Origin of the sequence: Saccharopolyspora galaxeae (genome assembly GCF_016526145.1) — a bacterium.
In the GTDB taxonomy this organism is placed as follows: Bacteria; Actinomycetota; Actinomycetes; order Mycobacteriales; family Pseudonocardiaceae; genus Saccharopolyspora_C; species Saccharopolyspora_C galaxeae.
The window spans coordinates 297,472-321,689 of the sequence record NZ_JADDUE010000009.1; the positions used below are offsets into that span (position 1 = coordinate 297,472).

General features: G+C 71.5%; 20 protein-coding genes. 14 read left to right on the forward strand and 6 right to left on the reverse strand.

The genetic code is table 11. The features are described from left to right. The first annotated feature begins 38 nt into the window (after window positions 1-38). Window positions 39-962, forward strand: a complete 924-nt coding sequence (locus tag INP57_RS21495) for a metallophosphoesterase (RefSeq protein WP_200072085.1) — start codon at window positions 39-41, stop codon at window positions 960-962. 284 nt (window positions 963-1,246) lie between these two features. Here INP57_RS21495 and INP57_RS21500 read toward each other — a convergent pair whose 3' ends face one another. Beyond that, on the reverse strand, window positions 1,247-1,912 hold the full coding sequence (locus INP57_RS21500) for an MBL fold metallo-hydrolase (RefSeq protein WP_295141118.1): 666 nt from the start codon (window positions 1,910-1,912) through the stop codon (window positions 1,247-1,249). A 35-nt stretch (window positions 1,913-1,947) separates the two neighbouring features. After that, window positions 1,948-2,721: a maleylpyruvate isomerase family mycothiol-dependent enzyme gene (locus tag INP57_RS21505; RefSeq protein ID WP_200072086.1), complete on the reverse strand. Its 774-nt coding sequence runs from the start codon at window positions 2,719-2,721 to the stop codon at window positions 1,948-1,950. Window positions 2,722-3,271: 550 nt separating this feature from the next. Between INP57_RS21505 and uvrA the strand changes: the two genes are divergently transcribed. The 3 genes from uvrA (at window position 3,272) to INP57_RS21520 (ending at window position 9,066) form a co-directional block, all read left to right on the forward strand. Beyond that, window positions 3,272-6,133 (forward strand): excinuclease ABC subunit UvrA, encoded by a 2,862-nt coding sequence (uvrA, locus tag INP57_RS21510; RefSeq protein ID WP_200072087.1) that lies wholly within the window; start codon window positions 3,272-3,274, stop codon window positions 6,131-6,133. Window positions 6,134-6,424: 291 nt separating this feature from the next. Next, entirely contained in the window at window positions 6,425-7,438 is a 1,014-nt protein-coding gene (locus INP57_RS21515; RefSeq protein WP_200072088.1) for a radical SAM protein, read from the forward strand. A 473-nt stretch (window positions 7,439-7,911) separates the two neighbouring features. Beyond that, window positions 7,912-9,066: an MFS transporter gene (locus tag INP57_RS21520; protein WP_200072089.1), complete on the forward strand. Its 1,155-nt coding sequence runs from the start codon at window positions 7,912-7,914 to the stop codon at window positions 9,064-9,066. 132 nt (window positions 9,067-9,198) lie between these two features. Here INP57_RS21520 and INP57_RS21525 read toward each other — a convergent pair whose 3' ends face one another. Genes INP57_RS21525 through INP57_RS21535 form a run of 3 tightly spaced genes read right to left on the reverse strand, consistent with a single transcriptional unit; the run spans window position 9,199 to window position 13,570 of the window. Then, window positions 9,199-10,581 carry a GntP family permease gene (locus INP57_RS21525; protein WP_200072090.1) on the reverse strand — a complete coding sequence of 461 codons (1,383 nt, stop codon included), beginning with the start codon at window positions 10,579-10,581 and terminating at the stop codon, window positions 9,199-9,201. A gap of 16 nt (window positions 10,582-10,597) precedes the next feature. Beyond that, the gene (locus tag INP57_RS21530) at window positions 10,598-12,202 is read right to left on the reverse strand and encodes an N-acyl-D-amino-acid deacylase family protein (RefSeq protein WP_200072091.1); all 1,605 of its coding nucleotides are present in this window, start codon (window positions 12,200-12,202) and stop codon (window positions 10,598-10,600) included. A gap of 54 nt (window positions 12,203-12,256) precedes the next feature. Then, window positions 12,257-13,570 carry an amino acid deaminase gene (locus INP57_RS21535; protein ID WP_233627979.1) on the reverse strand — a complete coding sequence of 438 codons (1,314 nt, stop codon included), beginning with the start codon at window positions 13,568-13,570 and terminating at the stop codon, window positions 12,257-12,259. Between the two features lie 143 nt (window positions 13,571-13,713). Here INP57_RS21535 and INP57_RS21540 point away from each other — a divergent pair, with 143 nt between their 5' ends. Then, on the forward strand, window positions 13,714-14,100 hold the full coding sequence (locus INP57_RS21540) for a RidA family protein (protein WP_200072093.1): 387 nt from the start codon (window positions 13,714-13,716) through the stop codon (window positions 14,098-14,100). A gap of 262 nt (window positions 14,101-14,362) precedes the next feature. Beyond that, window positions 14,363-14,887 (forward strand): formaldehyde-activating enzyme, encoded by a 525-nt coding sequence (locus INP57_RS21545; protein ID WP_200072094.1) that lies wholly within the window; start codon window positions 14,363-14,365, stop codon window positions 14,885-14,887. A 4-nt stretch (window positions 14,888-14,891) separates the two neighbouring features. Here the strand turns inward: INP57_RS21545 and INP57_RS21550 are convergent, their stop codons facing one another. Next, a complete protein-coding gene (locus INP57_RS21550) occupies window positions 14,892-15,218 on the reverse strand; it encodes a DUF1844 domain-containing protein (protein WP_200072154.1) in 327 nt (108 codons plus the stop codon). A gap of 464 nt (window positions 15,219-15,682) precedes the next feature. Here INP57_RS21550 and infC point away from each other — a divergent pair, with 464 nt between their 5' ends. The 8 genes from infC to INP57_RS21590 all read left to right on the forward strand — a co-directional run bounded on the left by infC (window position 15,683) and on the right by INP57_RS21590 (window position 24,202). Further along, a complete protein-coding gene (gene infC, locus INP57_RS21555) occupies window positions 15,683-16,309 on the forward strand; it encodes a translation initiation factor IF-3 (protein WP_233627980.1) in 627 nt (208 codons plus the stop codon). A gap of 194 nt (window positions 16,310-16,503) precedes the next feature. Then, window positions 16,504-16,698 (forward strand): 50S ribosomal protein L35, encoded by a 195-nt coding sequence (gene rpmI, locus INP57_RS21560; RefSeq protein ID WP_200072095.1) that lies wholly within the window; start codon window positions 16,504-16,506, stop codon window positions 16,696-16,698. A gap of 116 nt (window positions 16,699-16,814) precedes the next feature. After that, a complete protein-coding gene (gene rplT, locus INP57_RS21565; RefSeq protein WP_200072096.1) occupies window positions 16,815-17,183 on the forward strand; it encodes a 50S ribosomal protein L20 in 369 nt (122 codons plus the stop codon). 74 nt (window positions 17,184-17,257) lie between these two features. After that, complete coding sequence (locus INP57_RS21570; RefSeq protein WP_200072156.1) at window positions 17,258-18,052, forward strand: TrmH family RNA methyltransferase; 795 nt, start codon at window positions 17,258-17,260, stop codon at window positions 18,050-18,052. A 252-nt stretch (window positions 18,053-18,304) separates the two neighbouring features. Then, window positions 18,305-19,372, forward strand: coding sequence for a phenylalanine--tRNA ligase subunit alpha (gene pheS / locus INP57_RS21575; protein ID WP_200072097.1), 1,068 nt, complete (start codon window positions 18,305-18,307; stop codon window positions 19,370-19,372). A 34-nt stretch (window positions 19,373-19,406) separates the two neighbouring features. Further along, the gene (pheT, locus tag INP57_RS21580) at window positions 19,407-21,899 is read left to right on the forward strand and encodes a phenylalanine--tRNA ligase subunit beta (RefSeq protein ID WP_200072098.1); all 2,493 of its coding nucleotides are present in this window, start codon (window positions 19,407-19,409) and stop codon (window positions 21,897-21,899) included. A 115-nt stretch (window positions 21,900-22,014) separates the two neighbouring features. Next, window positions 22,015-22,629 carry a DUF6518 family protein gene (locus INP57_RS21585; protein WP_200072099.1) on the forward strand — a complete coding sequence of 205 codons (615 nt, stop codon included), beginning with the start codon at window positions 22,015-22,017 and terminating at the stop codon, window positions 22,627-22,629. Window positions 22,630-22,777: 148 nt separating this feature from the next. Further along, a complete protein-coding gene (locus tag INP57_RS21590) occupies window positions 22,778-24,202 on the forward strand; it encodes a protein kinase domain-containing protein (RefSeq protein WP_200072100.1) in 1,425 nt (474 codons plus the stop codon). Window positions 24,203-24,218: the final 16 nt, after the last annotated feature.

Genomic DNA, 24,218 nt, shown 5'->3' on the forward strand with positions numbered 1-24,218 from the left:
ACGATGAGGCCGCCCGATGCCGAGATCCAGGAGCCGCCGTGAAACCGCACCGCCGTCTGCCCATCGCCCTCACCGCGACCACGCTCGGCGCCGTGGCCGCGCTGGCGGCGCCCACCGCCTTCGCGGGGACCAAGGCCAACGAACTGCCCGACCCGAGCACCTATGACTCCGCGATCGCCTGGCTGCCGGACACGCAGTACTACTCCGCGAGCCACCCCGAGCACTTCGACAACCAAACCCGTTGGCTCGCCGAGAACGCCGAGGCCCGCAAGATCGGCTACGCCGCGCACACCGGCGACATCGTCGACAGCGCCCTGCTCGAGAACCAGTGGAAGAACGCCGACGCCAGCATGCAGAAGCTGGACGAGGCCGGGCTGCCGTACGGCGTCGTGGAGGGCAACCACGACCGCGGTGGCGAGAACTACGAGAACTACTTCGGGCAGGAGCGCTTCGCGGACTCCCCGGTCTACGGCGAGCAGCGCGAGGACAACCGCCAGCACTTCGACCTGGTCGACGTCGGCGGCAAGCAGGTCATGATGCTGTACCTGACCTGGGACATGCAGGAGGAGGACTTCGCCTGGGCGCAGCGCGTGCTCGCCGAGCACCCGGACGTGCCCGCGATCGTCAACGTGCACGCCTACCTGAACACCGACGGCTCCTACGACCAGCAGGGCCAGGAGATCTTCGACCGGATCGTCAAGCCGCACGACAACGTCAAGGCCGTGCTGTGCGGGCACAACCACGGCGTCGCGCACAACGAGAAGGACCTCGGCGGCGGCCGCAAGGTCTCCGAGATCTTGGCCGACTACCAGAGCGCCGACGAGGGCGGCCTGGGCTACCTGCGGTTGCTGCAGTTCGACGTGGACGCGAACAAGATGATCGTCGACACCTACTCGCCGTCGCTGGACGACTCGAACTACTTCGACCAGGGCGACGACTTCACCGTCGACCTGTCGCTGTGAACCCGCACCGGTGAGCCCGCCTCAGCCTGGGGTGCGCCGTTCGCGCACCCCGGGCTGGTCTCGGCAGGGCGTCGTCGTTGCTGTTCGCGGGTGTTCTCACCAGATCTTCATGAAAGTAAGGGTAGGCTAACTTCAGTTCGGGTGTCAGTGCCGCTGCGCGGTCTGCTCAGTCACATGCCTCGTCGCACGCGCTGCGCGGCCGCTGCTGACGTGCGAGACGGGCTCGCACGACGAAAACGGGGCCGCCCGCCGATGCGGACGACCCCGTTGCGGAAGTGTTCGGCTCACCAGCCCCGTTCGCGCCACTGCGCGAGCTGCGGCCGCTGCTCGCCGAGCGTCGAGTCGTCGCCGTGCCCGGGGTAGAACCACGTGTCGTCCGGCAGCTCCGCGAACACCCGGTTCTCGACGTCGTCCAGCAACGACCGGAAGTCCTCCGGCGAGTTCGTCTTGCCCACCCCGCCGGGGAACAGCGAGTCCCCGGTGAACAGGTGCGGATGCCCGGCCGGGTCGCGGTAGAGCAGCGCGATCGAGCCGGGGGTGTGCCCGCGCAGGTGGATGACCTCCAGCGCGGACTCGCCGACCTGCACCGTCTCGCCGTGCTCGACCAGCCGGTCCGGCGGCACCGGCAGCTCCGCCGCGTCCTTCGGGTGCGCCACGGTGTAGCAGCCGGTCTGGCCCGCGACCGGTCCCAGCGCCTGCCAGTGATCGGGGTGCTGGTGGGTCGTGACGATGGTGCGCAGCCGCGGCCGGTCGTCGTCGTGGCCGAGCAGGTCCGCGAGCCGCTCCGAGTCGTTCGCCGCGTCGATCAGCAGCGCGTCGCCGGTGCGGCGGCAGGTCAGCAGGTAGGCGTTGTTGTCCATCGGGCCGACCGACAGCTTCGTGACGGTCAGCGCGTCCAGCACCCGCTTGGCGGGCGCTCCGCCGGGTTCCACGTGTCCGGTGTACTCCACGCCGCGAACCCTATCGGTATTGCGCGAGGTGCGGCTCACAGCCACGTCGGCAGGTCGGGCACTTCGCCTTCCAGCTGCTCGCCGCGTTCCCGGCCGAGCAGCCAGCCCAGCAGCGCGCCGGGAGTGCCGCGCACCTGGGCGGGCACCGAGGTCGTGCCGCGCAGTTCCCAGGAGCGGGTGCGCCCGTCGGCGAAGTCCGCCACGACCGTCACCGCGGGCACGTCCGAGCGGCCGCCGAACCGCTGCACCACGTCTTCCAGCAGCTGTTCGGCGTCCGCGCCGGGGATCTCGTCGAACCCGAGGCCGCAGTCCAGGTCGACCGAGTGCACCCACAGCTCCAGCAGGCGCTTGCGCAGCACGTGACGCGCGGGCATCGGCTCGCCGCCGGCATCGATCTCCGCTTCCCATGCCGACGCGGGCAGCGTGCGAACCGCGTGCGCGAACCGGCCGTGCGCGGCGGCCAGGTCCTCCACCAGCAGCCGGTGCGGGCGCACCGAGCCTTCCTCGATGTCCGCGGCCCGGTCCGCGGCGCTCGGGTACATCGGGTGCTCCGCGCCGGTCTTCGCCCAGGTCAGCAGGTTCACCAGGCCGTCGGCGTTGCGGGCGAGGTGGGTCAGCACGTGCGAGCGCCGCCAGCCGGGCAGCAGGCTCGGCGCGCGAACGCTCGCGTCGTCGAGTGCCTCGGCCGTCGCCAGCAGGTGCTGCGTGCTGCGTTCGATCGCGGACAGTGCGGCGGTGACCTGTTCGGTCGGCTGCGGGGCTCCGGTGGGCGCGTGCGCGCCGCCGGCGCCGAGGACGGTGTCAGCCATCGGCAATTCCTTGACTTGTGCAGCGAATTTCCGGACCCACGAGGGGTGTCCGAGGGTAGGGGCAGACGTGGCCGGGCCGACAGTGCCCATTCCGGGGGAATTTGCGTATCGTCGCGGCGGGCGGGGCAGGCGCCGCCGGGCCGGGAATGCCCGCCGCGGCCGCCCGCGTTGTGCGTGCGAGAGCCGTGTGACGAGGGACGAGTCCGGGATTCCAGGAATTGTCGGTGCCTCGGCTTAGCATGGCGCGGCGACGTCCGAGCGTCACCGGGACGCACCGCGACCGGCCCGGCCGGGATGTTCCGAAACCGGATGTCCGGCCCGAGATGTCCGGGTTCGGCCCAGCTGCCGTCAACCCGGGACACCGGGCCGGTACCGGCGGTCCGCGAGCGCGGCCTCCGGGCACCGGCGGGGTCGCGGAACCGGCACGGCCCCCGGTGGGACCATTCGGCTGGGGAAGCACTCCGAGTCCCACCGGTGACCGGTACCGCCCGCAGGCGCGGTGTCCGGGCGTGCCTGCACCGAACCGGCGAGAACCTCCGAAGGGATCACAGTGGCCGACCGCCTCGTCGTCCGCGGCGCCCGTGAGCACAACCTGCGCGGGATCGACCTCGACCTGCCGCGCGACAGCCTCATCGTGTTCACCGGGCTGTCCGGCTCCGGCAAGTCCAGCCTCGCATTCGACACCATCTTCGCGGAGGGCCAGCGGCGCTACGTGGAGTCGCTCTCGGCGTACGCGCGGCAGTTCCTGGGGCAGATGGACAAGCCCGACGTGGACTTCATCGAAGGCCTCTCGCCCGCGGTGTCGATCGACCAGAAGTCGACCAGCCGCAATCCGCGCTCCACGGTGGGCACCATCACCGAGGTGCACGACTACCTGCGGCTGCTCTACGCCCGCGCGGGCAACCCGCACTGCCCGACCTGCGGTGAGCCGATCAGCAAGCAGACCCCGCAGCAGATCGTCGACCAGGTGCTGGAGATGCCGGAGCGCACCCGCTTCCAGGTGCTCGCCCCGGTGATCCGCGGCCGCAAGGGCGAGTACGTCGACCTGTTCGAGCAGCTGCAGTCGCAGGGCTACGCGCGCGCCCGGGTGGACGGCGAGGTGCACCAGCTGGAGTCGCCGCCGAAGCTGAAGAAGCAGGAGAAGCACGACATCGCCGTGGTCGTGGACCGGCTGACGGTGAAGGCGAACGCCAAGCAGCGGCTCACCGATTCGATCGAGACCGCGCTGCGGCTGGCCGACGGGCTGGTGGTGCTGGAGTTCGTCGACGTCGAAGAGGGCGACCCGAACCGCGAGCGCCGCTTCTCCGAGCACCTGGCCTGCCCGAACGGGCACGCGCTGGGCGTGGACGAGCTGGAACCGCGCTCGTTCTCGTTCAACTCGCCCTACGGCGCCTGCGCGGAATGCGCCGGGCTCGGCATCCGCAAGGAGGTCGATCCCGAGCTCGTCGTGCCGGACGAGGACCTGCCGCTGGGCGATGGCGCCATCGCGCCGTGGGCCGGTGGGCACACCGCCGAGTACTTCACCCGGCTGCTGACCTCGCTGTCCGAGTCGGTCGGTTTCCGCATGGACACCCCGTGGAAGCGGTTGCCGACGAAGGTGAAGAAGGCGGTCCTGCACGGCACCAGCGATCAGGTGCACGTGCGCTACCGGAACCGCTACGGGCGGCAGCGCTCCTACTACGCCTCCTACGAGGGCGTGATCCCGTTCCTGGAGCGGCGGCTGGAGCAGACCGAGTCCGATTACGCCCGCGAGAAGTACGAGGGCTACATGCGGGACGTGCCCTGCCCGGCCTGCGAGGGAACCCGGCTCAAGCCCGAGATCCTCGCGGTGACCATGCAGGGCGCCGATCGCGGCGAGCTCTCGATCGCGCAGGTCAGCGCGCTGAGCGTGCAGGACTGCGCGGATTTCCTGAACGGCCTGGTGCTGGGCCACCGGGAGGAGATGATCGCCGGCCGGGTGCTCAAGGAGGTGCAGGCCCGGCTGGGGTTCCTGCTGGACGTGGGCCTGGACTACCTGTCGCTGGACCGCGCGGCCGGGACGCTGTCCGGCGGTGAGGCGCAGCGCATCCGGCTGGCCACGCAGATCGGGTCCGGCCTGGTCGGCGTCCTCTACGTGCTGGACGAACCGTCGATCGGGCTGCACCAGCGGGACAACCACCGGCTGCTGGAGACGCTGAGCCGGCTGCGCGACCTGGGCAACACCCTCATCGTCGTCGAGCACGACGAGGACACCGTGCGCAGCGCGGACTGGGTGGTCGACATCGGGCCGGGCGCCGGTGAGCACGGCGGCCACGTCGTGCACTCCGGCCCGTACAAGCAGCTGCTGGACAACGAGGAGTCGCTGACCGGCGATTACCTCGCCCGCCGCAAGCGGATCCCGTTGCCGCAGAGCCGCCGGGAGCGCAACCCGAAGCGGCAGTTGACCGTGGTCGGTGCCCGCGAGCACAACCTCGGCAAGATCGATGTGTCGTTTCCCCTGGGCTGCATGATCTCGGTGACCGGCGTGTCCGGCTCGGGCAAGTCCACCTTGGTCAACGACATCCTGGCGTCGAGCCTGGCGAACAAGCTCAACGGCGCGCGCCAGGTCCCGGGCAGGCACTCCCGGATCAAGGGCTTGGAGCACGTGGACAAGCTGGTGCAGGTGGACCAGTCGCCGATCGGGCGCACCCCGCGGTCGAACCCGGCGACCTACACCGGCGTGTTCGACCACATCCGCAAGCTGTTCGCGGCCACCACGGAGGCGAAGGTCCGCGGCTACCAGCCGGGCCGGTTCTCGTTCAACATCAAGGGCGGCAGGTGCGAGGCGTGCGCGGGCGACGGCACGCTGCGCATCGAGATGAACTTCCTGCCGGACGTGTACGTGCCGTGCGAGGTGTGCGGCGGTGCGCGGTACAACCGCGAGACCCTCGAAGTGCACTACAAGGGCAAGACCATCGCCGAGGTGCTGGACATGCCCATCGAGGAGGCCGCGGAGTTCTTCGAGCCGATCAAGGCGATCCACCGGCACCTCAAGACCCTGGTGGACGTCGGGCTGGGCTACGTGCGGCTGGGCCAGCCGGCGCCGACGCTGTCCGGCGGTGAGGCGCAGCGGGTGAAGCTGGCCAGCGAGCTGCAGAAGCGTTCCACCGGCCAGACCGTCTACGTCCTCGACGAGCCCACCACGGGACTGCACTTCGAGGACATCCGCAAACTGCTCGGCGTGATCAACGGGCTGGTCGACAAGGGCAACACGGTGATCGTGATCGAGCACAACCTGGACGTCATCAAGACTTCCGACTGGCTGCTCGACCTCGGCCCGGAGGGCGGTTCCGGTGGCGGCGAGCTGGTCGCCGAGGGCACCCCGGAGCAGGTCGCCGAGGTGGACGGCAGCTACACGGGCCGCTTCCTGGCGCCGATGCTCGCGGAGAGCTGAGCCGCGGTCCCGGCTCGCGGGGACACCGCGGGCCGGGGCGCGGGTTCTTGCCCGACCGCACCGGAATGCGGCGTTCACCCGGCCTGCAGTGATGCATCCTGCTGTGCATGATTCAGGATTATTGTTGCATTTGCATTGCGCTGTATTTCGTCGCCGTTCTCCTCATTCGTTCAGCGTATTGTTGCGCGGTTTTCCCGCTCGTATTCTCTGTGTCTGACAGGTCTGCACGGTTTTCCGCCGGTTCGGCTTGCGCGCTGATTCGGCGCGTTGCGGAATGGTTCGGAGGGAATGATGAGCGGCTCGGCGGCCGGTCCGCAGAAAGTGATTTGGGACGTCACCTACGCTTGCCCGCTGCGGTGCGTGCACTGCTACTCGGAGTCGGGCAGGAGGCCGTCGCGGCGGCTCGGCCGGGAGGGGCTGCTGCGCGTCACCGACGCGATCATCGAACTCGGTCCGGAGTCCGTCGCGCTGGCCGGCGGCGAACCGTTGCTGGTCAACGGCATTTTCGAGGTGGCAGCGCGGTTGCGCTCCGCGGGTGTGCAGGTCGCGTTGTTCACCGGCGGGTGGTCGTTGCGGGCCGAGATGGTCGGCGAACTCCTGCGCGTCTGCGACACCGTGGTGGTCAGCCTCGACGGAGCGACTGCGGAGGTGCACGACCGCATCCGGGGCAGACCGGGCTCGTTCGCCGCGGCGATGTCCGCGCTTTCCATGCTCGATAGCGCCATCGAATCGGGCGCGCGCGCCGAAATGGGCGTCGACGGCGTCGTGCTGCGGAGCAATTTCGACCAGCTGGAGCGGTATTGCACGGAAATCGCGCCGCGATTCCCGCGGTTGAGCGCGCTCGAATTCGGCGCGGTGGTCCCCGCCGGGCTGGCCAGTCGCACCGGATTCGGCGAGCACGAATTGCTGAGCGAAGAGCAGATGTCCGCGCTCGGCGGTGCCGAACTGCCGCGCCGCCTGCAGTCGCTGGCGCCCGATTCGGTGCAGGTCGGCTGCACCGACAACCTCGAGCTGCGGATGGGACCGGACGCACCGGATGAGCTGCCCGTGGTCCAGGTCGAACCCGACGGTGCGGTGCGGGCGATGCCCGTTTACGAGGGCACCGTCGGCACGCTGCTGTCGGAACCGGGCGACGTGCTCTGGCAGCGTGCGCTTCAGCGCCGCCGCGACCCCTTCGTCGTCGAAGTCCTCTCCGGTGTGCGCACCGTCCAGCAGTGGGCCGAGGCCGCCCGCACGCTCGATCGGCACTTCGGTTCCGAGCAGGTCCGCGCCCGCATCGACCGCCGCCCGGCCTTCGCGCCGTAGCGGCGGATTCCGGCGTGAACGCGCCGCACCGGCGCGTTCGGTGTCCCCGCGAGCGGGGGAGGAGGTGATCGTCATGGCGTGGCCGTCCTGGCCGGAAGGCATTCGCTGAGGCGGGCCGTGCCGAGCGGCGCCCCGGTTGCTCTGCCGCGGGCGCCGCTCGGACCCGTGCGGGTGATCTTGAACGACTCCGGCCTGTCGATGGGACAACCGCGGACGCCGACCGGAAACTGGGGAACCGGTCGTTGCGGGACCGGGACGGGGGCAGCAGGCACAGGGCAGCCGGGAACAGGTCTCAGCCGGCAACGAAGTGCCTCCCGGAACCGGGCATCGCCGGGGATCAAGGCACTGCCGGGGAACGAGACAAGGCCGGCAACGAAGCACTGGGGACCAGGCCACCGGAGAAGGCCGGCGCAGAGATCTGGGGGCGTATGCGGGCCTATCGAGCGTTGTTCGGACACCGGGGAGTTCCCCGCTTGTTCGCCGCGGTCGCGCTGACCCGGATCGCCCCGCCGATCCTCAACCTGAGCCTGCTGCTGGCGGCCGCGGCCGCCCACGGCTACGCGATCGGCGGCCTGGTGCTGACCGGGTTCTCGGTCGCCCTGGCGGTGTGCGTGCCGGTTTCCGGCAGGCTGGTGGACCGCTTCCGGCCGCGCGCGGTGCTGCTCGCCCTGCTGGTCGTGCACGTCCTGGCCTGCGCGGCAACGGTGCTGGCGCTGGCCGCGCAGGCCGGTCCGGCGCTGTTGATCGCGGCAGCGATCGGGGTAGGAGGCAGCGCCCCGCCTGCCGCGCCGGTGATCCGGGCGAGCTGGCCCGGGATCCTGCCCGCCGAGCAGCTTCGCACCGCCTACGCGCTTGACGCGGTGCTGAACGAGACGATGGTCGTGGGCGGGTTGCTCGTGGTCTCCGGCCTGCTCGCGCTGGCAGCGCCGGTCGCGGCGGTCGGGGTCGCCGGCGTCTGCACCGCGCTCGGCGTGCTGATCGCAGTGCCGGGCCTGCGTGCGCCCGCCGAGCGTGTCCGCACCCGTGGCGTTCGCGGCTTCCTCGGCCCGCTCGCGCAAGGGCGGGTGCGGGTGCTGCTCGGCATGGCCGCGGCGGACATGGTGGCCTTCGGCTGCCTGCTGGTGGGGGTGTCCGCGCTGGCGACCTCGGCCGCCGCGCCGGAAGCCTCCGGCGTGCTGCTGAGCGTCTTCTCGGCCGGAGCCGTGTTCAGCGCGTTGTGCTACGGCATGCGGGAACGCGACACCGCCGCCCGCCCGCGCCTGGTGGCGTTGCACGCCGTTTCGGCGTTGCTGCTGGCGATCGTGGCGGCGACGTCCGGACCGGTGCTCGCGGGCGTGGTCCTGCTGCTGCTCGGGCTGGTCAGCGGGATGCGGGACACGCTGCACCAGCTGGTCCTGGGCAGCGCGGCCGCGGCAGAGCACCGCACCGAGGCGTTCGCGTGGCTGACCACCTGCATGTGGGGCGGCAACGGCATCGGAACCGCCGTGGCCGGTCAACTGGTCGGCTGGTCGGGCGGTTCGCACCGCGCGGCACTGCTGACCGCGGCGCTCGCGGCCGGGGCGGCCTCGGTGCTCGCGCTCATGCTGCGGGCGCGCGCGGGTGCGCCGCAGGTTCAGCGGCAGTCGTGAAGGCTCGCACGCGGTACGGCCACCGAGATGAGCGCAGCTGTCCTGGACGGTGCGCGTCAGTCGGCGGGACAGGAGAGGGAACCACGGTCCGGCGTGGAGTCCGGCGGCGACGCGGATCGGCGACTATCGCGCTCAGATCAGCACGCTCAGCCCGGCCGCCACCGCGAACGCGCTCAGCGACAGGATCGTCTCCAGCACCGTCCAGGTCTTGAGCATCTCGGCGACGGGGATGCCGAAGTACCGCGAGATGATCCAGAACCCGCCGTCGTTGACGTGCGAGGCGATGATCGACCCGGCGCCGATGGCGACCGCGACCAGCGCCAGCTGCGGCTGCGAGTAGGCGGATCCGGCCAGCAGCGGCGCGACGATGCCGCCGGTGGTCACGATCGCGACCGTCGCCGAGCCCTGCGCGATCCGCATCCCGGAGCTGATCAAGTACGCCGATGCGATCACCGGCAGTCCGGTGGCCTGCAACGATCCGGCCAGCGCATCGCCCACCCCGGTTTCCGAGAGCACTTCGCCGAAGAATCCGCCCGCACCGACGACCAGCAGGATCATGCCCAGCGGCCGCAGCGCCCGCGCGGTCAGCTCCGCGATGTCCGCCCCGCCCAGGCCGCGCCGCGTGCCCAGCAGCCAGAACGCGATCAACACCGCGATGGTCAGCGCGACGACCGGATTTCCCAGGAACGTCAACGCGTCCAGCGCGGCACCGGGCGGCAGCGTGATGCCTGCGAAGGTGCCGCCGAGGATCAGCAGCACCGGCAAGCCGATCACCAGCGCCACCACGCCGAGCGGCGGTTCGCCGGCGTCCTCGGGCGGTTCGCCCGCCGTTTCCGGCACCGGCAGGTGGATGCGGTTGCCGATCCACGACGAGTACAGCACGCCCGCCACGACGAACGCGGGGAGTCCGCAGGCCAGCCCCATGATGATGAGCCAGCCCATGTCCACCCCGAGCAGCCCGGCGGCAACCACCGGCCCGGGGTGCGGCGGCAGGAAGGCGTGCGTCATCGAAAGTCCCGCCACCAGCGGCAGGCAGTACAGCAGGATCGACCGCCCGCCCTGCCGGGCCGCGACGTAGACCAGCGGCGCGAGCACGAAGATCCCGATGTCGAAGAACACCGGAACGCCGAACACCAGCCCGGCCAGCCCCATCGCCAGCGGCGCGCGCCGCTGCCCGAACGCCGCCAGCAGCCTGCGGGTGAGCAACTGTGCGCCGCCGGAGTTCTCCAGCACCGCGCCGAGGATCGCGCCGAGCCCGACGATCGCGGTGATGTGCCCGAGGATGCTGCCGAATCCGTTCTCCAGCAGGGATTCGCTGCTCTTCTGCGCGGAGCCCACGATGTCGCGCACCGGCAATCCGGCGGCCAGCGCCAGCAGCAACCCGGTGATGATCAGCGCGATGAACGGCTCCACCCGGAACCGCATGATCATCGTCAGCAGCGCAGCGATCGCGGCCGCGGATAACGTCAGCAGCCCGGCGGTGTCGTGCTGCAGCCAGTGCACAACGCTGTACACAGTGGACTCCTCGGATTCAGGGGTTGCGGCGCAGGGCGCGCCCGGGAAGCGCCTCGGTGCGGTTTCCGTGTTCCAGCACCGGGATTCCGTTGACCAGCACGCGGTGCACGCCGTCGGCGGTCCGGCGCGGGTCGTCGAACGTCGCGGTGTCGGCGATGGTGTCGGGGTCGAACAGCACGAGGTCGGCGGCCGCGCCTTCCCGGATCCGGCCGCGGTCGGGCAGGCCGAGCCGGTCGGCGGCGCGCGCGGTCAGGTGCGCGACGCATTCCTCCAGGCTCAGCACGCCGAGTTCCCGCACGTAGTGCCCCAGGTAGCGCGGGAACGTGCCCCACGCGCGCGGATGCGGCCGCGAGCCCACGAGCAGGCCGTCGCTGCCGCCGGTGTGCGCGCGGTGGTGCATGATCGTGCGCACGTTGTCCTCGTGTCCGACGTGCATCAGGCAGGACGTGCCGAGGCGTTCGTCCACGAGCACGTCCATGTACAGCTCGGCCGGAGCTTTCCCCGCCGTGCGGGCGGATTCGGCGATGCTGCGCCCGACCAGCCCGGTGTTGCCCGCATCGCGCACGCCGTTGATCTCGATGCTGTCCCAGTCGATCGGCACGCCGTGGTTGCCGTCCGAACCGTCCACCTCCATCACGTGCCGGATCCGCTCCCGCGCCGCGGAATCCCGCAGTCGCTCCAAAGTGGACTCGACGCCGCCTTCGGCCGCCCAGCTCGGCAGCAGCGCGTGCAGCGAGGTCGCGCCCGGCAGGTACGGATAGGTGTCCAGCGTGATGTCCACCCCGTCCGCCAGCGCACCGTCCACCATGGACAGCAGGTCGGCGGCGCGGTCCCGGTTCACCTCGAAGTTCATCGTGGCGTGCGCCAAGTGCAGCGCGCAGCCGGACCAGCGGCTGACCTCGATCATCTCCTCGTAGGCCGCCAGCGCGCCCGCGCCGTAGCTGCGGTGGTGCGGGCTGTAGAACCCGCCGTGCTCGGCCACCACCCGGCAAAGCTCCGCGAGCTCGGAGGTCGGTGCGTACATGCCGGGCGTGTAGGTCAGCCCCGACGACATGCCGAACGCACCCTCGCGCAGCGATTCCGCCAGCACCCGCCGCATCGCCGCGAGCTCGTCGCCGGTGGCCTCCCGATCGTCGAACCCGACGCACAGCATCCGCAACGTGCCCTGCGGCACCAGGTAGGCGGCGTTGACCGCGATCCCGCGGTCCAGCCGGTCCAGGTATTCCCGCACGCTGCGCCAATTCCAGTCGAACCCGGGCGGATCGTCGTTCCAACCCGCGATCTGCGTGCGCAGCGCGGCAAGCGTGGCGTCGTCCACCGGCGCGTAGGAGAGCCCGTCCTGGCCGAGCACTTCCAGCGTCACGCCCTGCGAAACCTTCGCCAGGTGGTCCGGTTCGGCGAGGATCTGCAGGTCCGAGTGCGAGTGCATGTCGATGAACCCGGGCGCGAGCACCAGCCCGTCCGCGTCCACCACGTGCCGCGCGCCGAGCGTCCCGGGCTCGCCGATCGCGGTGATGCGGTCTCCGGAAACGACGACGTCACCGCGGTACGCGGGCCCTCCGGTGCCGTCGACCACCGTCGCCGCGCGGAAAACTGTGCCGGGGTGGGATTCCGGTGCCATGGCTGGCCTCCGATCGGGCGCGTGGCTGCGGCCGGGCCTGGCCCGGCGACGGACTCAGAAGAACGTGCGGACGAGGTCGACGACTTCTTCGCCGTCCACCACGGGAATCAGCGGCCACTTGTCGAAAACCGTGCAGGGGTGCGACAACCCGAACCCGACCCATTCGCCGATCCGTGGCCCGGGCTCGTCCACCGCGAGGAAGGCGTGCTGGTCGGCCAGCGAGGTGACCTTGCAGCCGGGCAGTTCGCGCACCACGCCGTCGCTGCCGCGATGCACCTGCGGTTCCGGCAGGTCCTGGTCGAAGGAGACGTCCCGGCGGCCCATCGTCACCAGCGCCAGCCCCGGCTCGGGACGCGAGGTCACCTGCGCCCAGATCCGCATCGCCGGGCGGAACGGCGACTCCTCGCCCGCCAGCCGGTGCGGCCTGCCGAACGGCGAGTTCCGCCGGTACAGCCCGTCGTCGTGGGTCACGTAGGCGCCGCTGCGCAGCACCGGATCGACCGGCTTCGCCGTCGGCCACGCGGCGGCGAAGGCTTCGGCGACCTGGTCGAAGTAGGCGCTGCCGCCGCCGGTGACGATGATCCGCTGCACCTCGCCGAACAGCTCCGCCCGCGCGAGTTCGCCGACGACCTCCCGCATCCGCGCCATGTAGTCGTCCACAGTGGACAGCGCGGCGGCTGCGGTGCCGTGCGCCGCGGCACCCTCGTAACCGCCGACGCCCGCGAGCCGCAGCGCCGGCGACTCCGCGACCGCTCGCGCCACCTCCACCGCCTCCGCGACGGACCGCACACCGGTCCGCGCACCTTCCCAGCCGAGCTCCACGAGCACGTCCAACGGCCGGGAACCGCGCCCGGCCAGCGCCTCGGTCATCAGCCGCACCCCGTCGACCGAATCCACCCAGCAGCTCACCTCGAACTCCGGGTCGCGGTCGAGCTCGCCGGCCAGCCACGCCAGCCCCGCCGGGTCGAGCAGCTGGTTCGCCAGCAGCACCCGCCGCACCCCGAACGCTCGGTACACCCGCAGCTGACTGATGTTCGCCGCCGTGACGCCCCACGCCCCGTGGTCGAGCTGGCGGCGGAACAGCTGCGGCGCCATCGTCGTCTTGCCGTGCGGGGCCAGCAGCACGCCGTGCCGCTCGCACCAGCGCGCCATCGTCGCGAGGTTGTGCGTGAGCGCGGAATCGTCCAGCACCAGCAGCGGGCCGACGAACCCGGCGTCGAAGAGCCGCGGGCGGCCGCTCAGGAATTCCCCCGCGGTGCGGCCGAACGCCTCCGCCGGAACGCCCTTGAACCGCCAGTCGAGCCGTTCCTCGCGCAGCGCGTCCACAGCGGACGCATCGATACCGGGACTTTCGGGCGTCGCGGACAACGAACCTCCAGAGATCGGGCCGCCGAGATGATAAGCACCACCGCAGTGCATTGGTCCAGACGAATCTGATGGAATCTTCCGGCCGCCGCACCGCGACCCGCGGGTCGGCCGCCGAACGCAGCACGCACCACGAAGGAGCACAGATGGCCCGCACCGTGATCACCACCGGCGACGCGCCGACCCCGCCCGCGGGCACCCCGCTGTCGCAGGGCGTGCGCAAGGGCAACATCCTGCAGGTCTCCGGGCAGACCCCGGTCGACCCGGCCACCGGCAAGCTGGTGCCCGGAGGCGTCGCCGAGCAGACCGAGCAGTCGCTGCGCAACGTGATCGCCGTGCTCAACGCCGGCGGCGCCGGGCTCGAGGACGTGCTGATGCTGCGGGTCTACCTCACCGACGTGTCGCAGTTCGCCGAGATGAACGAGACCTACGCCCGCGTGGTCGGTGAGCCGTTCCCCGCCCGCACCACCGTCTACGTCGGCCTGCCCGGGTTCGACGTCGAGATCGACGCCCTCGCCGTGCTCGGCGACTGACCGGCCGCACCGCCCCGCGCCCGCCTCGGCGATGAGTGAACGGACCGTTCGTCCCACTAGATTGGTCGAACGGTCCGTTCGCTCGACGATGGCGGGGCAGCGGAGGAGCCGGGCTGAAGTCGCGGGGGCCTCGCGGGTGCTCGTCGTGGCCCGGTGACCGCTCGTCGCGCCGACCTTGACATCCCCGTGCGGTGCTCGGAAGGTCAAGACCATTACCCGGCCCGCCGGGCAGCGCCCCGGCCGGTGACTCCTGGGAGGGCGCATGACCCGCAGCTCGGACGGCCGGATCGCGCAAGGCTGGGGCGGTCGCAAACCCAACGCCTGCCGGGCGATCGTCGTGCTGGCCCGCCGCAGCGGCACCGCGGTCGCCGGTCTGGTGACCACGCTGACCCGGCCCGCGGACCGGCTCGCGCCGATCCTGGTCTCGGCGGGCCCGGACCACCCCTCCTGCGAGACGGTGCAGCCGCCGACGCTGCTGGTCGGCCACGAGGTCGCCAACACCGCGCGCAGCGCCACGCTGATCGGCGGCGCCTGCCAGGTCGGGGTGGCCCAGGGCGTGCTGGACTCGGTCGCGGACGGACTGCTCGAACCCGACCAGGAGACCTTGGTGTTCGTCTCGCTGTGGCTCGACCACGACGCCGAGGACGAGACGGCGGTGCGCTGGTCGGCGCGCGAAGCGGTGGGTCTGGCGGTGCGCGAGGCGGTGCACGGGCTGCCGAAGGACACGGCGCGCCGCCTGGTCGAGCAGCGCGACAACCTCACGCACCCGCACTACGGCGGGGAATGACCCCTCAGCGCACCGGCCCGGTGTACTTCTCCCCGGGGCCTTGTCCCGGCGGGTCCGGCACCGCGCTGGCTTCCCGGAACGCCCGTTGCAGGCTCTGCAGCCCGTCGCGGATCGGCGCGGCGTGCAACCCGAGGTATTCCGCGGAGGCGGTGACCAGCCCGGCCAGCGCGGTGATCAGCCGCCGCGCCTCGTCGAGGTCCCGGCCGGGCGCGCTGTCCGGTTCGTCGTCGCCGAGGCCGAGCTTCTCCGCGGCCGACGACATGAGCATCACCGCGGCCCGGCTGATCACCTCGACGCTGGGAACATCCACGAGTTCGCGGACGTTGTCCATGGGGTCGGCTTCAGCCGAGGCGCTGCTCGAAGGCACCCCGCTCGGGAGTCCACCGCTGGGCAGCCCAGTGCTCGAGGACATCGCCGCGGATTCGGCTTCCGAGGAACCCGCGAAATCCGCGGGCTCACCGGAATCGCCCGGGAGCTCCGGATTTTCGCCGGGGGACGGGGTCGACTGCGGTTCGTTCACGGCTGCTACCCTGGCATGAACGAACAGCTCCCGTGCAATCGGGGGCTGGCCGGGCGCCTGGCCGAAAACCAGGTCCGGCACAACAGTAAGAGACGAAAGTCGAGCCCCGTTGTAGTTCGGGGCGCCAAGTGGAGCCCCGCTCCCACCCGAGTGACCGCCTTCTGAAGGTCGCCGGGTCCCGGTCCCACCGGTGCGGCGCACGGGTGGTGCGAGCGGTATCGCGGTACCGGTTCGATCGGCAGGAGCAGGGTCGGCGCTGTTCCGGGTAATCCGGAATGCGCCGGGATCGCTGCACGTCCAGGGGCGAGCTTCACGCGCCGAGGCTGCAGCAGCGACGACCATCGAACCGAGGAGGCCCCATCAGCACGGAGACGCGCATCAACGACCGCATCCGCGTGCCCGAAGTCCGCTTGGTCGGACCCAACGGCGAACAGGTCGGAATCGTCCGCATCGAGGACGCGCTCCGGCTGGCGCAGGAAGCGGATCTGGACCTTGTCGAGGTCGCCCCGCAGGCGCGCCCGCCGGTCTGCAAGCTCATGGACTACGGCAAGTTCAAGTACGAGAGTGCGCAGAAAGCTCGCGAATCGCGCCGCAACCAGCAGCAGACCGTCATCAAGGAGCAGAAGCTCCGGCCGAAGATCGACCCGCACGACTACGAGACGAAGAAGGGCCACGTGTCCCGCTTCCTCGGCCAGGGTCACAAGGTCAAGGTGACGATCATGTTCCGCGGTCGCGAGCAGTCGCGTCCCGAGCTCGGCTTCCGGCTGTTGGAGCGGCTGGCCGACGACGTTTCCGACCTCGGGTTCATCGAGGCGAAGCCGAAGCAGGACGGCCGCAACATGATCATGGTCCTGGCTCCGCACCGGACCAACAAGACCAAGCAGAAGGCGACCGCGTCCTGACGCTTCGCCTCCCGCCTCCCGCCGGACGACCCGGTGACGCCCGCGCGGCACCGGGAGCCCGACGATGGGACGGCCGGTAGCACCGGTCGGCGTCGCAGCCGGCCGGTAGCGCACCGACCGGTCGGCCATCGGCCCGATCAGGTCCGCTGCGCCTCGCCAGAAGCGCGGTGGACCCCGTATGAGAAGGATGAGAGATGCCGAAGAACAAGACCCACAGCGGGACGAAGAAGCGTTTCCGGGTCACCGGCAGTGGCAAGCTGCGCCGCGAGCAGGCGGGCCGTCGCCACATCCTGGAGAAGAAGTCCAGCCGGGTGACCCGTCGCCTGGAGGGCACCGAAACGGTCGCCAAGAACGACGTCAAGAAGGTCAACCGGCTCCTGGGCCGCTGAGACCGCAGCGCGGACGCCGCGCCCCGAGCGGACCTTCCGCCGGTGCACCGGCTTCCCAGTGCTTCCAGCCCCCCGGGCGGTCCCGCCGCCCCCGATGAGATCGACAGGACGGAACCGTGGCACGCGTCAAGCGGGCAGTGAACGCCCAGAAGAAGCGCCGCAGCATTCTCGAGCAGGCCAGCGGCTACCGCGGCCAGCGCTCCCGGCTGTACCGCAAGGCCAAGGAGCAGACGCTCCACTCGAACGTCTACGCCTACCGCGACCGGCGCGCCCGCAAGGGTGACTTCCGGAAGCTGTGGATCACCCGCATCAACGCGGCGACCCGGCAGAACGGTCTGAGCTACAACCGCTTCGTGCAGGGCCTGAAGGCCGCCGAGGTCGAGGTGGACCGCAAGGTGCTCGCCGACATGGCGGTGCGCGACCCGCAGGCGTTCGCCGCGCTGGTGGACGTTGCCAAGCAGCACCTGCCGGAAGGTGTGGCCTGATCGCCGAGGGCGCGCACGCTGATCAGCGGCCCGGGACGGCTCCAGCGGTCGATGCGCCGAGCGCATCGACACCGCTGACGGAGCGTTCGTCCCGGGTCGTTGTCGCGCGCAAGCTCACTCGCCGCGTCGGCCGGGATCGCGCGGGTGCGTTCCTGGCGGAGGGCGCGCGTGCGGTGGGCGAGGCGTTGGCCGCGCACTCCGCGGGCCGGTTCCGGGTGCGCGAGGTGTTCGCCACCGCCGAGCGGGCCGGACGGCTGCAGACCCCCGCCGGGGTGCCGGTGCGGACGGTGATGGACAAGGCCGCCGCGTCGCTGTCGGAGACCGTGACTCCGCAAGGTCTCGTCGCCGTTTGCGAGCTTCCCGCGGTCACCGCGGCGGATGCGCTGGCGCAGCGCCCGGCGCTGGTCGCGGTGCTGCTGGGAGTGTCCGATCCGGGCAATGCGGGCACCGTCGTGCGGGTCGCCGACGCGGCCGGTGCCGGCGCGGTGCTGTTCGCCGGGGACACCGTGGACCCGTACAACGGCAAGGCGGTGCGGGCTTCCACCGGGAGCCTGTTCCACCTGCCCGTCGCCCGGGACCGGGACGCGATCGGAGTGCTCCGCGCCTGCCGGGACGCCGGGCTGCGCTTGGTCGGTGCGGACGGGCACGCGCGGGACGACGTGGACACCGCCGCGGTGCAGGGCGAGCTGAGCACTCCGACCGCGTGGGTGTTCGGCAGCGAGGCCCACGGGCTGCCGCCGGAGGTTTCCGCGGAGCTGGACACCTCGCTGCGGGTGCCGATCTACGGGGATGCGGAGAGCTTGAACCTGGCCACCGCCGCGGCGGTCTGCCTCTACGGCTCCGCACGCGCCAGGCGCCACGGACGGTGAAGCGGCGATCGCGCCCGCGGGACGAACACGCCGGTGACCCGGCTGCGCGAAATGTGCTCGACCTGGTCGCATAGACTCAGGTGGATGCGGCGCGCCCGTGTCACTCACCCAGTGAGCGCTCGCAGTGCGGAACTCGCCGGTCGGCGCCGGCGGACCCACACCGCGCCAGCGGCCGGGCTTCCGGGGTGCCCGGAATTCCGAACTGCGCAGCACCGGTGACGCCGGACGAACGACGGGAGTCATGCACTAACGATGTCTGCAGCCAACGACTCGTACGACCCCAAAGAGGTCGCCGCGCTCGCGCCGGAGACGCTCGACCGCGCCGTGGTCGAGGCCCGCAAGGCGTTCGACGAAGCGGCCGGCCTCGACGAGCTGGCCGCCGTGAAGCCCGCGCACCTGGGGGAGCGTTCCCCGCTGCTGACCGCCCGCCGCGAGATCGGCGCGCTGCCGCCGAAGGCGCGTTCCGACGCGGGCAAGCGGGTCAACGAAGCGCGCGACGCCATCCAGGGCGCTTTCGACGAGCGCCGCGCGGCGTTGCAGGCCGAGCGGGACGAGCGGGTGCTGCGCGAGGAGTCGGTGGACGTCACGCTCCCGTCGAGCCGGGTTCCGGCGGGCGCCCGGCACCCGATCACGCAGCTCATCGAGCAGGTCGCGGACAGCTTCGTGGCGATGGGCTGGGAGGTCGCCGAAGGGCCCGAGCTGGAGGCGGAGTGGTTCAACTTCGACTCGCTGAACTTCGGCAAGGACCACCCGGCCCGCACCATGCAGGACACCTTCCACGTCGCCCCGGAGGACTCCGGCCTGGTGCTGCGCACGCACACCTCGCCGGTGCAGGTGCGCTCGCTGCTGAGCCGGGACCTGCCGGTCTACCTGGTCTGCCCGGGCCGGACCTTCCGCACCGACGAGCTCGACGCCACGCACACCCCGGTGTTCCACCAGGTCGAGGGCCTGGCGGTGGACGAGGGCCTGACGATGGCGCACCTGAAGGGCACGCTGGACGCGTTCGCCCGCGCGATGTTCGGGCCGGAGTCGGCGACCCGGCTGCGCCCGAGCTTCTTCCCGTTCACCGAGCCGTCCGCGGAGCTGGACGTGTGGTTCCCGCAGAAGAAGGGCGGCGCGGGCTGGGTCGAGTGGGGCGGCTGCGGCATGGTCGACCCGCACGTGCTGCGCGCCTGCGGCGTGGACCCCGGCCGATACACCGGGTTCGCGTTCGGCATGGGCCTGGAGCGCACCCTGCAGTTCCGCAACGGCATCCCGGACATGCGGGACATGATCGAGGGCGACGTCCGGTTCACCGCGCCGTTCGGCGTCGAATCCTGACCCGTCCCGCCGCGAGAGAGAAGGACCTGAGCAAGTGCGGATTCCGGTTTCCTGGCTGGCCGAGCACCTGGAGCTGCCCGCGGACGCCACGGCCGAGACCCTGGCCGACGCCTTCGTCCGGATCGGGCTGGAGGTCGAGGACGTCATCCACCTGGCGCAGGTGAGCGGCCCGCTGGTGGTGGGCCGCGTCGCCGAGGTCGAGGAGCTGAGCGGCTTCAAGAAGCCGATCCGGTTCTGCCGCGTGGAGATCGGCGCGGACGACGCGGGCGAGCAGCGCACCCAGGGCATCGTGTGCGGGGCCACGAACTTCGACGAGGGCGAGCTGGTGGTCGTGGCGCTGCCGGGCACGGTGCTGCCGGGCGGCTTCGAGATCTCCTCGCGCAAGACCTACGGCCGCGTCAGCGAAGGCATGATCTGCTCGGCCAAGGAGCTGGGCATCGGCGAGGACCACAGCGGCATCCTGGTGCTGCCCGCGGGCGTCGCAGATCCGGGCGCGGACGCGACCGAGCTGGTGGGGCTGGACGACTCGGTGATCGAGCTGTCCATCACCCCGGACCGCGGCTATTGCTTCTCGGTGCGCGGTCTCGCCCGGGAGCTGTCCAACGCGCTGGACGTGCCGTTCGGCGACCCGGCGGCGCGGAACGTGCCGGAGGACGAGCGCCCGTCGCGTTCGGTGCGCATCGACGACCCGGGCGCGTGCTCGCGGTTCGTGTTCCGCCGCGTGACCGGTGTGGACCCGACCGCGCCGACGCCGTGGTGGATGCGGCGGCGGCTGGCGCTGGCCGGGGTGCGTTCGATCTCGCTGTCGGTGGACGTCACGAACTACGTGATGCTGGAGCTGGGGCAGCCGCTGCACGCCTTCGACGCTTCCAAGCTCACCGGCGACGTGGTGGTGCGCCGCGCGGCGGAGGGCGAGCAGCTGACCACGCTCGACGACGTGTCGCACGAGCTGGACCCGGACGACGTCGTGATCTGCGACGAGACCGGCCCGGTGAGCCTGGCCGGAGTGATGGGCGGCGCGCGGACCGAGATCGGCGCGGAGACCCACGACGTGCTGCTGGAGGCGGCGAACTGGGATCCGGCGAGCATCGCCCGCGCGATCCGCAGGCACAAGCTGCCCAGCGAGGCGGGCAAGCGCTTCGAGCGCGGGGTGGATCCGGCGGTGGCGCCGGTGGCCACCGAGATGGCCGCGCAGCTGCTGGTTCGCTACGGCGAGGGGCGCGTCGCGCAGGGCCGCACGGACGTGGGGGAGCCGCTGGCGCCGGATCCGGTGACGATGCCGCTGGCGCTGCCGGACAAGATCGCCGGGGTGAACTACGAGCGCGGCGTGACCGCGCGGCGGCTCAACCAGATCGGCTGCCGGATCGAGGTCGGCACCTCCGACGAGGGCGTCGGGCTGGTCACCGCGTACCCGCCAACGTGGCGCCCGGACCTGACCCGGCCCGCGGACCTGGTCGAAGAGGTGCTGCGGTTGGAGGGCTACCACACCATCCCGTCGGTGCTGCCGCCCGCGCCCGCGGGCCGCGGCTTGACCGCGTTGCAGCGGCGGCGCCGCGCGATCTCGCGGCGGCTCGCCTCGGACGGCTACGTCGAGGTGCTGCCGTTCCCGTTCACCTCGTCGGCGACGCTGGAGAAGCTGGGCGTGCCGGAGGACGATCCGCGCCGCCGCACCCTCGCGCTGCTCAACGCGCTGGAGTCGGACCATTCCGAGCTGGCCACGACGTTGCTGCCCGGGCTGCTGGATGCGTTGCAGCGCAACGTTTCCCGCGGCCAGCGGGACCTGGCGCTGTTCCACATCGGACAGGTCGTGCTGCCGGGCGAGCAGCAGCCCGCGGTGCCGGAGGTCGGCGTCGAGCAGCGCCCGTCCGAGGAACTGCTCGCCGAGCTCGACGCGGCCTTGCCGGAGCAGCCCACGCACGCGGCGGTGGTGCTGTCCGGCCAGCGCGAACGTGCCGGCTGGTGGGGCTCGGGCCGTGCCGCGGGCTGGGCGGACGCGGTCGAGGCCGCGCGCACCGTGGCCCGTGCCGCGAACGTCGAGCTGGAGGTCACCACCGGTTCGCTCGCGCCGTGGCACCCGGGTCGCTGCGCCGATTTGAAGGTCGACGGCACTGTCGTTGGCCACGCCGGTGAACTGCACCCGAAGGCGTTGGAGGCGCTGGGCCTGCCCAAGCGGACCTGCGCGATGGAGCTCGACCTGGATGCGCTGCCGCTGACCGATCCGCGCCCGGCCCCGTCGATCTCGGCGTACCCGCCGGTGCTGCTGGACGTCGCGCTGGTGGTGGACCAGGCGGTGCAGTCGGCGGAGCTGGTCGAGGTGGTGCGCTCCGGTGGCGGCGATCTGCTGGAGGATGTGCGGCTGTTCGACGTCTACGCGGGCGAGCAGCTGGCCGAGGGCAAGAAGTCGCTGGCGCTGGCGCTGCGTTTCCGCGCGGCCGATCGCACGCTCAAGCAGGAGGAGGCGACCGAGGCCCGCGATTCCGCGGTCCGCGCCGCTGAATCCCGCTTCGGCGCCGCGCTGCGGGGCTGAGCTTTCGAGCCGCATTGCGCGGCTGAGCTTGCGACGGCCCGGTGTGCTTGCGAGCGCACCGGGCCGTTTCACGTTCCGCGCCCCACGGTCCGCGGGGCGCAACTAGCCTCTGATCATGAGTGTTGAATCGACCGCCGCTGCGGGTTCCGCTGCCCGCCTGGGGGTGAAGTCGGCGGCCGTCGTCCTCGCGAGCCTGCTGCTGGGCGGGCTGACGTCCTTCGCGCAGAGTTCGCTCGGCCCGCTGGATCCGCTGGCGAACTCCTCCAGCGGCTGGACGCTGCTGACCGCGTTGATCATCTGGTTCGCCCGGGAGCCGACGTTGCCGTCCGCGGTGTTCGGCCCGGTGAGCTTCGTGTCGCTGGTGCTGGGCTACACGGTGGCCGCCGCGCTTCGCGGGTTGACCTACAACCCGCTGATGTTCGGCGTGATCGGGTTGGTCGTCGGTCCGTTCGTGGGTGTCGCCGTCGCCTGGTTGCGCTGTCGCGGTCCGCGCGCCGCGGCGGGTGCTGCGCTGCTGTCCGGCATAGCCGTGGGCGAAGGGCTGTACGGGCTGATCGTGGTCTCCCGCAGCACGGGATGGTTCTACTGGACGGCGATCGCGGTGCTGGGAATCGCGTTGCTGGTCGTCACCCTCGTCAAGCGCAGCGTCGCTGCGCGCGATGTGCTGCTCGGCGCCGGTGGCACTGCGCTCGTCGCGGTGGCGTTCTACGCGACCTACACGAGCCTGTAGCCGAGCCGGTTGCGCCGGATGGCGTTGTCGCGGCGACCGTTCACCGCAACGCCGGTCGGTCGCCGCACCCGGTGCGGCGGCACCCCGCGGGACCTGGCAAAGTCGATCGTGACGTGATCGCTACGCAGTGGTGTGCAGGAGTCGGCTCATGAGCGCGCAGGATCGGCTGGTCGCGGATCGCTACCGGGTCGAGTCGAGGCTGGGCAGCGGCGCGATGGGCGTGGTGTGGAAGGCGTGGGACGAGCGCCTGAACCGCACCGTGGCGGTGAAGGAACTGCACCTGCGGAAGTCGGCCAGCGACGCGGACGTGCAGGCGATGAAGCGCCGCGCGATGCGCGAGGGCCGGATCACCGCGCGGTTGATGCACCGGCACGCGATCGCCGTCTACGACGTGGTCGAAGACGACGGCCGCCCCTGCCTGATCATGGAGCACTTGGCTTCGCGGAGCTTGGACGCGGTGCTGGCCGAGCGCGGCACGCTGCCGGTCGCGGAGGTGGCCAAGCTCGGCGCGGACGTCGCCGGCGCGCTGGCCGCCGCGCACGACGCGGAGATCGTGCACCGCGATATCAAACCCGGCAACATCCTCGTCGCCGAGGACATCACCAAGATCACCGACTTCGGCATTTCCCGCGCCATGGGGGACGCGAGCACCACCGGCGTGCTGGCAGGAACTCCCGCGTACCTGGCACCGGAGGTCGCCCAGGGCGGCAAGGCGGACTTCCGCACCGACGTGTTCTCGCTGGGCTCCACGTTGTACGCGGCTTTGCAGGGGCATCCGCCGTTCGGGCTGGGGGAGAACTCGATCGCGCTGCTGCACCGGGTGGCTGCCGGTGACTTCGAACCGCCCGCCGACGGCGGCGATCTGACTCCGGTGCTGCTGCGGCTGCTGGCGACCGAACCGGCGCAGCGCCCGTCCATGCGCGAGACCGCCGATGCGCTCGCCGCCGTCGCGGACGGCAGGCCGCTGCCGGAGTCGTTCACGGCGGTTCCTGCCGCACCGCCGAAGCCGGAACCGGCGCCGACGCCCGCACCACCCGCGCAGCCCGCGGCACAGCCCGCCGGGGAACCGTCGAAGCGCCGCCGCTACGGCCTGATCCTGGCCGGTTCGCTGCTCGTCGTCGGCGCGGGGTTCGGTGCCGCGGTGCTGACCGGGTTGCTGACCGCCGAGGACATCGCCGGACCGCTCGCCCCGACCGAGCAGCCCCGCCCGGAACCCGCTCCGGCGCCGAGCCCGCCGCCGCAGCCCGCTGCACCGCAGACGCCGGAGTCGGTCGTGTCCGAGTACTACGCGCTCATGCCGGAGGACATCGACGCGGCCTGGCAACGGCTCACCCCGGACTACCAGACCAACCACGCAGGCGGTTACGACGCCTTCGAGGAGTTCTGGGATCCGGTCGAGAGCGTGCAGACCTCGGCCGTGTCGACCGAGGGCCCGAACACCGCGCAGGCCACGGTCACCTACCACTTCGACGATGGCCGCGTGGTCGAAGAACCCACCCGCTACACGCTGTCCCGCGACGGCGACACGTGGAAGATCGCCGCGACGACGGTGCTCAGCAGCAGCACCCGCTGAGGACAGGTGCGGGACG

What these genes read in the sequence shown, in the direction of transcription:
- rpmI (WP_200072095.1), top strand. Translation starts at nt 16,504, where the DNA reads ATGCCGAAGAACAAGACCCACAGCGGGACGAAGAAGCGTTTCCGGGTC.
- INP57_RS21540 (WP_200072093.1), top strand. Translation starts at nt 13,714, where the DNA reads ATGGCCCGCACCGTGATCACCACCGGCGACGCGCCGACCCCGCCCGCG.
- INP57_RS21585 (WP_200072099.1), top strand. Translation starts at nt 22,015, where the DNA reads ATGAGTGTTGAATCGACCGCCGCTGCGGGTTCCGCTGCCCGCCTGGGG.
- INP57_RS21545 (WP_200072094.1), top strand. Translation starts at nt 14,363, where the DNA reads ATGACCCGCAGCTCGGACGGCCGGATCGCGCAAGGCTGGGGCGGTCGC.
- INP57_RS21515 (WP_200072088.1), top strand. Translation starts at nt 6,425, where the DNA reads ATGAGCGGCTCGGCGGCCGGTCCGCAGAAAGTGATTTGGGACGTCACC.
- pheS (WP_200072097.1), top strand. Translation starts at nt 18,305, where the DNA reads ATGTCTGCAGCCAACGACTCGTACGACCCCAAAGAGGTCGCCGCGCTC.
- INP57_RS21530 (WP_200072091.1), bottom strand. Translation starts at nt 12,202, where the DNA reads ATGGCACCGGAATCCCACCCCGGCACAGTTTTCCGCGCGGCGACGGTG.
- INP57_RS21590 (WP_200072100.1), top strand. Translation starts at nt 22,778, where the DNA reads ATGAGCGCGCAGGATCGGCTGGTCGCGGATCGCTACCGGGTCGAGTCG.
- INP57_RS21550 (WP_200072154.1), bottom strand. Translation starts at nt 15,218, where the DNA reads ATGGACAACGTCCGCGAACTCGTGGATGTTCCCAGCGTCGAGGTGATC.
- infC (WP_233627980.1), top strand. Translation starts at nt 15,683, where the DNA reads ATGCGCCGGGATCGCTGCACGTCCAGGGGCGAGCTTCACGCGCCGAGG.
- INP57_RS21505 (WP_200072086.1), bottom strand. Translation starts at nt 2,721, where the DNA reads ATGGCTGACACCGTCCTCGGCGCCGGCGGCGCGCACGCGCCCACCGGA.